Raw genomic sequence first — 11,895 nt, forward strand, 5'->3', positions numbered from 1 at the left:
ATGGGGCTTTGCCGCAAACCACGTGCCGGCAGACGCCGGACTGCGGCGATGAGCGAAACGTGACAGCGCCCAAGCCGGCACCCGCCAGAAGATTGGCATCGAATTATCGAATTGCGGACACCGATGGCGTGACGTGGGCACGCTTGGGAGGGGCCTGCCTGACCCGTTTGTTAGGAGCTCATATGCGGATAGATACGACGCGCGGCTGTCCTGCGTGGCAATTGCAGGGGGCAGAGGTCGCGGCCGATGCGGCAGCGCGCCTGCGCCACCTTTGGCAAGCGCAGGCACACCTGCCGTTGCCACTGTCGGTGCGCGGTATGGACTGGCGTGCGCAGACGGTGTTCTGGCTACTGGCAGCGCCGGAACGCTGGGGCGTGCTGGGCGCCATACTGGCGCCTCGGCTCCTCGCAGGCAGCGGCCGGACCGGTATCGCCGGCATCTTGGAGATGTTGGACACATCGGGCGCGAGCGTCGAACGAATCGAGCTCGCCGCGACGCCTCAGGGGGCAGTCGTTGAAGCCGGGTCAGGCTTGCAACTCTGCCGTGACGGTGATCGCTTCGGTGTCTGGCGCAATGGTGCCGTCGATTGGCCCGACGCGGGCAAGCGTTACGGCGGCCTGTGCCACGCGCTGGTGGCCACGGTGACTGGGAGCGATGTCGCCGGCGTGGCGGACGACGATGTCAGGCCGATGATCGAGTCGCTGCCCGCGATCGTTTGCGATACCCCCGACACGGCCGTCGCCTTGTGGCAGGAACTCATGGGCAGCGAGCCCACGCAGGCGCGTTGCGACAGCGTGCCGATGCCGGCCGGCGCGATGCTCCAGCGCGGCTTGTTTTGGGCGGCAGGCGGCGTGGCAGCGTACGCGCTGGAGGCTGGCGGTGCGCCGGGGCTGACGGCGATATCGGCAGTTTCCGCGATATCGGCGGGCGCGCTGGAGGCTATCGCATTGACCGAGGCCGTGGTACGTCTGTCATGCGCCGGCGCAGACCCGGCGGAGCGGGCGAAATACGAAGCGGCACTGGCGCTCGCGTTACCGCCGCTGGCGCGCGCCGACATCAAAGGGCTGATGGCGCGGCTCGAAGGCGCCGGCGCGGACGTGGATTTCTTCCATCTGACCGGTGCGCTGCGCCGCAGACTGGCGGCGCGCGCACCCGGCCAGACGGCAGGCGACGTGATCGCCCGGTTTTCTGTGCGCGATATCGAACGGGCCGCACGGGAGAACGCGTGGCGCGCGCGAGCGTGCGCGCCGGTCAGCCGCCCGGGTGGTGAGCAGCTATTGCGAATGCTGCTGGAGCTGGCACACGAGAGCGGGCTTCTGCGAGCATGGGGAAACGCGCAGGAAATTTCCACCGAGCCCTATGCCAGACGCGTCGCGCACTGGAACCACCAACTCGACATCTGGGACCGGCAAGCGTCGACGCAACGGCGCGCCGCTGTCGTGCATGTGGCGCGCAATGCGACCGCACACGCGCCGGCATTCGGTGTGACGGCGAGTGCGCACGAGGCGGTCGACCTGCCGAACGGCTGCGACACCAGTGACACCCCCAGCGACGCCACCGATCCACTGCTCAATGCGGCGATCGCCATCACGTCGTCCGGGATCGGCGCGGCGTTACGGCAGGGGGCGCAATCGCGCGCGGTGCAGTTGGCCGGCGTGGGACTCGCGGGGACGACCGCCCTTGCCGTCGGCCGATACGCGTACGAAGGCACCCGGGCGTGGCTACAGCGTGAAAGCGATGTTCCCATCGACGATCTGACGCCGGGCGAAGCCTACCGGCATGGGCGCGCCGAGGCGTCGCGCGGCTTGCAGGACAGCCTGAATCTCGACCAGTTGCTGGCGCTCAGCCGATGGCTGCTTTGGAAAGAGAGCGAGGCCGACCAAGCGGCCATGACGGCGGCCTACACCGCGGAATTGTTCAGCAACGTACTCGCCCGGCGCACCAACGGCAGCGTGCCCGCGAACCTCTCGGCGTTGCTGTCGGCGCCGGTCGTCGTGCGGTATCGCGAGACTCCGTTTCCGGTGGGCGGGGCGGGTTACGGCGTGCCCCACGGAACACTCCTGACCTACAAGACCTTTACGCTTCAGGACATCGCGCTCGGTCAGCACTTCCGCGAAGAGTTTCTGAAGATCGCCGGTGGCCGCCGCGTCAATTCGGTGAACGCGATCGGTAATGCCACCGACGTCGCCAGCGTGTTAAGTGAAGTCGACACGGATGCCTTCCGGCAGGCGCTATACGATCAGGACACCGCGCACATCAACGATCTGAGCCGGTCCCCGGCCGCCATCGGTGCCTTCTCGCAGTACATCAACGCACGGGCCTTCCACACGGTCATGCAGGCGATGTCGACGGCATCTCACAACCAAAGCGAACCGATCGCCACGCAATCGGCGGCCGAGTACGAGACGATGCAGACACTGCAACTGGTGACGTTCCAGAAGTGTGTCGTGGCGGGCCTGCTGGCGGCAGTGCACAGCAACGGCGCCTCCGCGTTGTTGATTTCGCTCAAGCACGGCACCTCGCTCTGGTGGGATGCCACCGTCGAGACAACCGACGCGTTTCGCGATTTCATGCGCAGCCACCTGTCGGTCATCGAGCGGGAGCGACTCGAAAACCCGCTGCGTATCGACGATCTGTATTTCCGGATCGGCCCGCCCCCTGAGGTCCCGGAATTGTGCCGTGTCAGCGTGGCCGAGCCGCAGCCCCAACTCGACGAGGCGCAGGCGCTTGCGCTCAGCCCCGGCGTGCGCACGTTCCTGCTGTCGTTGACCTACTTCGATCCCGATTTCAAATTCCTCCCCAGCGATGCCATTCACGAACAACTGTGGCAGGCGGAAATTCGGGCCTTCCGGGATAACCTCGACGTCAAGATCGTGACCCGGCAGGCCCGCGACGAGCGCGATTGGGAGCAAGTGAAGCAGGCCATGTTTCAGGCATCGAGTGCGTTTTTCCCGTTGCTGTTCGGTGCTTTCCCGGGCTCGCCGCTGGTCGCACCGATTGTCTTCGGTACCTCGGTCGGTGCGGGCGTAGCGTCGATGTTATCGATCGCACAAAGCACGGAGAAGGCGGACATTCGGGACTTGCGCAAGGCACACAGCGAGTTGCAGTTCGGCGGCCTGATGATGATCACGAATTTCATGCCGGTCGATACGCAGGTATCGCGCGCCGTGAAGGCGGCGTTTTCCTACACGGGCACCGCAGCACGCGAAATCATCACGCGCGGCGAGGCCATCGTGAACGCGCCGCCTGCGGGCGGACGGCGCCGGCGCCGGCTGCTGGTCGAACGTGCCGAACGGCTGGTGCGCGAAGCTTCGATGCCGGGCGCACTGACGCCGCAAGCGCTGGAGTCGCCGTGGGACACCATTACCCGGCTGCGCTCCGAGCGCGGTGTGATCGACTATCAGTCGAGCCAGCGCGCCGTGGCCGTGATGGATGGATTGCCTTGGGGGTTTCTTGGCAGCCGTCTGGTGCCGGTGAAGACATTCAGCGAACTGTTGCAATTGCCGCCGGGATACCCGATCGCCTTCGCAGACAGTGAGGGCAAGATGTTTCTCGCCGGCGTGACGCTGGGAGCGGGCAGGGTCATGGGCAAAAGCGCCGACGACAACAACGCGTTGCTGCCTACCGAGTTCGCACTGCTCGACTTTGCCGACAAGGCAATGCATGCCGACGTGCTGAGCTTCGGCAGCGATGGGCGTGTCAACTCCGACGGCGAGACGATCCGGATTTTCGTCGATGAATCGATTCGGGAACTGGTACCTCCGCTGTCGATGCCGGACGTGACGATTCCGCAACTCGCACCACGGCCCACGCGGCCGTCGCGGCCTTCAGGCCGGCCCCGGCCCTCAGGCATCCGGCCGACGCTCGTGCCGGATGACGCCGGCAATCGAACGGGGGCATCGGGGAATGCCACGCGCCCATCCGGACCTTCCGGACATTCGGGAGAAGCCTCGGATGGCCCCGTTCCCGACCCGGTACGCCTGTGGACAGACGTCGTTGCCCGCTGGCGTGCCGGCACGCCGGTTGCCGATGGGCCCCCAGTGCCGGCCATCACCTACAACTCGCCCGCGACCATTGCGCGTAAAGCCGTGTCGGCACTGAGCGAGGCCTTTCTCAAACAGTGGCAGACACCGGACTTTGCCGACGCCATGGCGCGGGTACTGGCCAGCATCGAAACGGGGGTGCTGCTCTGGCGGATGAGTCAATTGCCCGTGGCGCATCAGCGCATGGTGCGGCGGCACTTGCAGGGCAACGACAGCCTCATGACGGCGCAGCTCGACGACGCGCCGTTGCATGGCGTTGTCGCGCTCAGCAACGACAGCGACCACCTGCTGCTATCGCTCACCACGGGCGAGGTGCTGTTATGGCATGGCGATCGCGCGGTCGTTGGCAAGCCCGAATTGCAGGATTTCATCGCGCGGCACCTCAGCGAGTTCAACCTTTTTGGCTATTCGCATGCGCTGGACATTCGGGAGGGGCGCACCGTCGGGGAGGATTCGCCGCACCTCACGTTCGTCACGCGGCTCGACAAGCACGCCGCCGTCGCGCGCGATATTGGCGACAGGCTGACGTCGAATTTGCGTTGCCGGGCCGGTGTCCGCGGGGGATGCGCACGATACGGCAGCATGGACGACGACACGCGGTATCTGGTGGCATATGCCGCCCAAGTACTACCGGCAGGCGACCGAGACACATTACTGGGCGCGGTGCAGGCAGTGCATGGGACGGCCGGTCGTCGACGCCGGCATCCGCCGCACATCTATACCTTCGACCAATTTGCGCCAAGCCGCGATAACGGCTTAGATCTGCCTTTTGCACACTTTCTCGGGCAGACGATCGAGGGCTTTGCTGCCGATGCGTTCAGGCGCCTGCCCGGTAGCAAAACGCTGGCACAGACCGTCGCGTTCGCACGCATTTTTACGGAAGAACAACTGGCGCGCTACGCGTGGCATGTGGGCTACGGCGATGTCGGGGCGCTCGTCGAATCGGGGGTTGGCGACGATGCATTCGGCTACGCACTCTCGGAAGCCAGCCGTCCGGCGAGAAATGGACGATACGCGGCGGCCATATCGGCCACGTTGGGGCAAATTCTGAAGGGCATGCCAGAGAGCCGTTCGCACGGTCCCGGCGGGGCGTTCCTGAAGATCGCCGACAGCGGCACGCTCCGCGCGATTCCTCCCGGCTATCGGTTGTTCCTCGGCGAAGCGGCATTGCTGGCCGAACCGCCGGGGAGGTTGTACGAAATGATCAGCCTGGGCAACGGGACGGCGGCTGCATGGGATCGTAGTCCTACGACCGGGGGACCACCTCGCCGGTTGCAACGCATCGATCTTGCGGGAGAGAACGATCTGATCAGGTTCACTCGCGAGGGACTGACATGGATCAGCGGCGAGGCGGTCGGGCTGTGGGCAGAGGGAGGTACCCCGGGGGTCTTTGTCGAGCCCCGTTGCTCGCCGGTGAGCCACGGGGCGGTCGACGGGCAGTCACTGCTGAAGGAACTGGTGAGCTTTCCGATCGTCAACCGGGCGCTTCAACAACCCATGGATGCCGACGATCCGGCGATGCTCGAACTCATCAGACTGCAAATGGGCGTCTACGACGTGCGCAACGTTCAGTTCCGCCTGCTCGTGTCGTGGTCGGCGCCATGGCAATGCCGGCCCGACAAGTCGTTCGTGGTGATTGCCGAGGCGAAGGCGCACGGCAAGCTACAGCCGAGTTGCTCGCCTTGCCTCGTCGTGGTCGACCTGTTTGCGACACGCGTGCTGGGTCGCAGACAGGGGGTGTCGCGCGTCGGCTATGTGAGCAGCGAGGCGGATTGGCAGGCGGTGTACGCCCAGCACGCGGGAGATCGCTGCATCAAATACATCGACTTCAACAATGCCACCGAGGCGCTTGAAGCGGCCAGCGAATACGACACCTTGCCGGGCGTGGGGCCTTACGACCACCGGCACGGCGGCGTGCTCCTGAGCGTGCCCGACTGGCGTCGCTACCCGCCACCGGGCTGGCACCCGGACCGGCGATGAATCCTGTCATCGTCGAGGCAGGACGCAGCACCCACTGGCAACTGCATGGCGCAGACACCCCCGCCGATGCCGCGGCACGGCAGCGTCAGTGCTGGGCCGGGCGCGTGCAAATGCCGGCACCGCCCATCGTGCACAACATGGCGTGGCGCGCGCAGGTCGTCTACTGGTTACTCGCGCAACCGGCGCGCTGGGGTGTGCTCGCTGCCGAACTCGCGCCGAGGCTGCTGGCAGGGAGCGGCCGGTTGCGCGTTGCCGGGGTGCTCGAAATCGTCGACAAGTCGGGGGCCATGATTGAGCGTCTGGACATCGCCACGCCACGTGCCGCCGCCGTGGCCGTCAGTGGCCTGCACCTGCTGATTTGCCGCGACGGGGCACGCTTTGGCGTATGGCATGCGGGCGGTGTCGACTGGGGCGACGACGGATTGCCCGGCGGCGCACTGTGTCATGCGTTGATGGCATCGGCGTGCGGTGGCCGGGTGGCCGACGTCAGGCACGACGACGTCCGGCCGATGATCGAGTTGCTGCCGATGATCGTTTGCGACGCACCGGACATGGCTGTCCTCATGTGGCACGACATGATGGGCACGGACACCGTAGATGACGACCGTCGCTGCGACCCGATCGGCATGGGCGGGATGGTGCGGCGCGGGGTGCTATGGGCGGCGGGAGGCGTGGCCGCGTACACCCTTGGCGCGGTGGGTGCGCCGCTACTGGCTGCCACTTGCGCCGGCGCGCTGGAAGTCGCCGTATCGGGCGAGGCCGTTGCACGACTGTCGCGCCGTCAGGCCGACCCGGCCGAGCGGGCCAGATTCGAGGCGGCGCTCGCACTCACGTTGCCGGCGTTGGGGGGCACCGACATCCGGGCGCTGATGCTGCGGCTCGAGGGCGCCGACGCACGGCTCGACTTCTTCCACCTGACCAGTACGATCCGTCGCAGGCTGGCCGCGCGCAGCGATGGCGAGACGGTCGCCGGTGTGATCGCCCGGCTGCCCATGCGCGATCTCGAGCGAGCGGCACGGGAGAATGACCGGCGGCAGAATGCGCCCGAGCGTATCGGTAGTGAGCCGGTATTGAGAACCGTGCTGGCGTTGGCGCACGAAATCGGCTTGTTGTGTCCGTGGGGCGGCGCGCAGGAAGTATCGACCGAGCCTTATGACAAGCGAGTCGCCCACTGGCGCGCGCAACTCGATGCGTGGGACCGGCAGGCGTCGGGCCGGTTGCGTGTGGGCATCGATCATGTCGCCGGTAACGCGACGCGCCGCGCACCGGCATTCGGCGTCACGGCGCAAACGCACACCGATGCCGAATCGCCCGCCAGCGTCAGCGATCCGCTCCTCGATACCACGATCGCCACCACCTCAGCGGTCATGGGGGCCGTGTTCCGCCGCGGCCCGAGCTTTCGCGCGGTACAGGCGGGCGTTGTCGGGTTGAGCGTCGCGACGGTGCTGGCCGGCACCCGATACGCGTACGAACGGACCCGGTCGTGGCTGGAAAGTGATGTCCCGATCGACAACAGGTTGTCGGTCGACGCCTATCGTCGCGGGCGCGCCGAACCTTCGGACGGCCTGCAAGACAGGCTGACGCTGGACCAGATACTCACCCTCCACGAGTGGCTGGCATGGGCCGACGAAGATGCCGGCTACGACGCCAGAGCCCGAACGTATGCCGCCTTGCTGTTGGGCAATGCGCTCGCCCGGCTGGGCAATGGGAGCGCACCGGCAAACCTCCCGGCGTTGCTGGACGCGCCGCTCACCGTGAGCCTTGTCGAGAACTCCTTTCCCGTCGGCGGGGTGGGCTATGGAGTGGGGTACGGGGCCATGCACACCTACAAGACGTTTTCGCTGCGCGACGTTGCGCTCGGTCAGCATTTTCGGGAGGAGTTTCTGAAAATCGGCGGCAGCCGCCGCGTCACCTCGGTGAGTGTGTCCGGCGATGACGCTGACGTTGCGGAGGTGCTGCGTACCGTCGACAGCGATGCCTTCCGGCAGGCGCTGTATGACGAAGACAACGAGCATCTCAGTCGTCTGAGCGGTTCCCCGGCCGCCATTGCCGCGTTCTCGCAGTACGTCAATGCGCGCGCGTTTCATGTGGTCATGCAGGCGAAAGCGGCCATCACCGACGACCAGAGCGGGCCCGTCGCAAGGCAATGGGGGGCGGGGTCGATGCGACGCAAACCCTGCAACTGGTGACATTTCAACGGTGTGTGGTGGCAGGTCTGATGGCTGCGGTGCACGACAACGGCGCGTCTGCGCTATTGATTTCGGTGAAGCACGGGACGTGGTTCTGGTGGGATACCAGCATCGAGACGACCGCGCCGTTTCGGGACTTCATGCGCAGTCATTTGTCGATCATCGAGCGCGAGCGGCTCGAAAACCCCATGCGCATCGACGATCTGTATTTTCGCATCGGCCCGCCGCCCATGCAGGCAGAACAATGCCGGACGAGCCCCGGGGGCCCGGCGTCCGCCGACGACGAGGCGAAAACGCTCGCGCTTGCGCTGAACCCCGGGCTGCGCTCGTTCATGTTGTCGCTGAACTATTTCGACGCCGATTTCAAGTTTCTCCCGAGCGAAGCGATACAGGAGCAACTGTGGGCCGCAGAAATGCGGTGCTTCCGAGACAACCTCGACGTCAAGATCGTCACGAAGACGGCGCGCGAACAGCGAGACTGGGAGCAGGTGAAGCAGGCCATGTTGCAGGCCTCGGGGGCATTTTTCCCGCTGCTGTTCGGTGCGTTCCCCGGTGCACCGCTGATCGCGCCGATTGTGCTCGGTGGCTCGCTCGGCTCGGGGGTGGCGTCGCTCATGTCGATTGCGCAAAGCACGGAACACGCCGATCTGCGTGAGTTACGCAAGGCCCACAGCGATCTGAAATTCGGCGGGATGATGCTGGTCATGAATTTCATCCCGAGCGATACGCGTGTGTCGCGCGTCGTCGGCGCGGCATTCTCCTACTCGGGCACAGCGGCACGCGACATCATCAAGCGCGGCGAAGCCATCGTAAATTCGCCGCCCAATGACGGCAAGCGGCCGCTTTCGCTACAGGACGAACGTGTCCAGCGGTTCGTGCGCGAAGCGTCGGTGCCCGGGGGCAGGACATCCCGAGTGTCGGAGTTGCCGTGGGACACGATTGCCCGGCTGCGCTCCGAGAGCGGCAGCATCGATTACCTGACGAGTCAGCGGGCGGTCGCGGTCATGGACGGCTTGCCATGGGGCTTTTTGGGCAGCGGGTTGATTCAGGTGACGACGTATAGCGAGCTGTTGCGATTGCCGTCGGGTTTTCCGATCGCGTTCGTGGGCAGTGACGAGACGATGTTTCTGGCGGGCATGACCTTGGGCGCGGGCAGGATCGTGGGGAAGAGCATCAACGACAACAACGCATTGTTGCCCACAGAATTTGCACTGCTCGATTTTGCCGACGAGACGATGCATGCCGGCATTCTGACGTTCGGTCTCGACGGTCAGGTGGAATCGGACGGCGAGACGCTGAAAATCTTCGTCGACGAGTCGATTCGGGCACTGGTGCCGGCGCTTCCCATGCCCGACACGACCATTCCCCGGCGGGTGCCGGCATCGACCAGCGACGCGCCACGGCAGGCCGGCTCGCCCGGCAGCCGGCCACCGTCCGACGCGACAACCGAGGCGGCACCGGGCGATGGCTCGAACCCGACGGCGATCGGCATCGGCGAGACCGCTACGCCGGAAAGACGGCCATGGGAGCGCATGTTTGCCGACCCGGTGCGCCAGTGGTCGGAGATCGTCACGCGGTGGCGGAGTGATCGCGGGGGCACTGTCACGACCACTGCCACCGATACCGCCGGCGCCACGACTACCCCCAGCGCCCCTAACGCCACTGATGCCGCCAACGCTACGAGTACCGCGACTGCGCCGCAGCGGGCGCCGGCCATCATCTTCAATGCCCCGGCTTCGATCACGCTTGAGCAATTGTGGGAGCAATGCGATGTCGTGACCAAGGCGTGGCTTACGCCGGCGTTTGCCATCGCCATGGCGGCGGTGCTGGCGCGCATCGAAACCGGCTTGCTGCTCTGGCATATGCCGCAGTTGTCGAGGAGGCAGCAGGACATGGCCCGTCGGCACGTGCAGGGCAACGACAGCGCGCGAACTGCCTGCCTCGGAGAGGTGCCGCTGTACGGCGTGGTGGCGCTGACCAGTGAGAGCGAGCACCTGCTGCTCTCGCTCACGACGGGTGAGGTGCTGACGTGGCGGGGCGACCGGCGGCCGGTTGGGAAACCCGAGTTGCAGGACTTCGTGTCGCATCATTTGAGCGAATACGACCGCTTCGGTTTTTCGCATTTGCTGCACGACGGCGAGGGGCGTGACGTTGCGGATGACGACGTGCAGATCAACTTCCCGGTCGGCGCCGACCGGCACAGCGGACTCTCGCAGGACTTGCGCGACCGGCTGGTATCCGATTTGCGCTGCCGGGCCGGTGTTCGCCGCGGATGTGCACGCGACGACAGTGCGGACGACATGCTGTATCTCGTGGCTTGCGCGGCCATCGTGCTGGCGCCGGCCGACAGGGACGCGTTGCTCGATGTGGTGCAAATGCTGCGGGGGCCAGGGCCGCGACGAGGGGGGCGCCCGCCCTACATCTACGCGTTCGATCGCGAGGCGCCCGGGGGCCACAACGGCCCCGATCTGCCGTTTGCCCACTTCCTCGGGCAGAGAATCGAAGGCTTCGCGGCCGACGCCTTCCGCCGCCTTCCCGGCAGCAAGACACTGGCACAGACGGCGGCGTTTGCGCGGCGGTTTGCCGAAGAACAACTGCCGCACTACGCCTGGCATCTGGCTCACGGCGACATCGGGGCACTGGTCGAATCCGGTATCGACGACGACGCCTTCGGGTATGCGATGTCGGTTGCCGGCCGCGCGGCAAGAAACGGCCGATTCGCGGCCGCGATCTCCGCGACGCTGGGACAGATTCGCCGGGGCATGCCCGAGCGGAGAATGTCCGGTTCGGTGCGGGCATTCGTCAAGATCACCGACAAAGAGACGCTTTGCGCCATTGCACCGGGCTATCGCCTGTTCGTCGGCGAATCGAGCGCGTACCACGCGAGGCCTGAACTCCTGTACGAGATGATCACGCTGGGCAACGGGACGGTGGCCGCGTGGGATCGTACCGCCAATGAGTCCGCTCCCGCGCTCCGGTTGCAGCGTCTCGATCTCGCGGGGGAGAACGATTTGATCCGGTTCACGCGCGACGGCATCGCGTGGGTGGGCGGCGGGCCGGCCGGATTGTGGGCAGAGGGCGACGTGCCGGGGGTCTTTTCCGAGCCGCGTTGTGCGTGGGTGAGCGAAGGGGGGCTCGATGGCGGGCAACTGCTTCAGGAACTGGCTCGCTTCCCGATCGTCAATCGCGCATTTCAGCGGCACGCCGATGGTGGCGATCCCGACCTGCTCGAGCAGATCCGGCTGCAACTTGGCGCCTATGACGTGCGCAATGCGCAGGTGCGCATCCTGCTGTCATGGTCTGCGCCGTGGCAATGCAAGCCCGACAAGTCCTTCATCGTCATTGCTGAGGCGAAGGCCAACGGCAAGTTGCGGCCGGGTTGCGCACCCTGCCGGGTGGTGGTGGATCTGTTCGCGGCGAGAACGTTGGGACAGGGCGAATCCTCGGTCGGGTACGTGGTGAGCGAATCAACGTGGCGGGACGTGTATCGCGCCCGTGCCGGGGAGCGCTGCCTCAAATACATCGACTTCAACAATGCGGCCGAGGCGCTCGACGCCGCGCATGAATACGACACCTTGCCGGGCGTGGGGCCATACGATTACCGGCATGGTGCCATTCTCCTGCACATGCCCGATTGGCGGCGCTATCCGCCCCCGGGCTGGCATCCGAGCCGGGGGCAATAG

The 11,895-nt window shown here is 66.0% G+C and carries 3 protein-coding genes; all 3 read left to right on the plus strand.

The annotated features are described in order from the left end of the window. The first annotated feature begins 182 nt into the window (after positions 1 to 182). The 3 genes from CDV46_RS22665 to CDV46_RS22675 are packed head-to-tail and all read left to right on the plus strand — an operon-like array spanning position 183 to position 11,895. Positions 183 to 6,023, plus strand: a complete 5,841-nt coding sequence (locus CDV46_RS22665; protein WP_087725122.1) for a hypothetical protein — start codon at positions 183 to 185, stop codon at positions 6,021 to 6,023. After that, on the plus strand, positions 6,020 to 8,212 hold the full coding sequence (locus CDV46_RS22670; RefSeq protein ID WP_087725123.1) for a hypothetical protein: 2,193 nt from the start codon (positions 6,020 to 6,022) through the stop codon (positions 8,210 to 8,212). Before CDV46_RS22665 ends, CDV46_RS22670 begins: the two co-directional genes overlap by 4 nt. Next, entirely contained in the window at positions 8,170 to 11,895 is a 3,726-nt protein-coding gene (locus CDV46_RS22675) for a hypothetical protein (RefSeq protein ID WP_087725126.1), read from the plus strand. The genes CDV46_RS22670 and CDV46_RS22675 overlap by 43 nt, the downstream gene beginning before the upstream one ends.

The sequence above is a fragment of the Pandoraea sp. PE-S2T-3 genome (genome assembly GCF_002179965.1).
Taxonomy (GTDB): domain Bacteria; phylum Pseudomonadota; class Gammaproteobacteria; order Burkholderiales; family Burkholderiaceae; genus Pandoraea.

Coding starts and splice junctions, on each gene's coding strand:
- CDV46_RS22665 (WP_087725122.1), top strand. CDS start 183: ATGCGGATAGATACGACGCGCGGCTGTCCTGCGTGGCAATTGCAGGGG.
- CDV46_RS22670 (WP_087725123.1), top strand. CDS start 6,020: ATGAATCCTGTCATCGTCGAGGCAGGACGCAGCACCCACTGGCAACTG.
- CDV46_RS22675 (WP_087725126.1), top strand. CDS start 8,170: ATGGGGGGCGGGGTCGATGCGACGCAAACCCTGCAACTGGTGACATTT.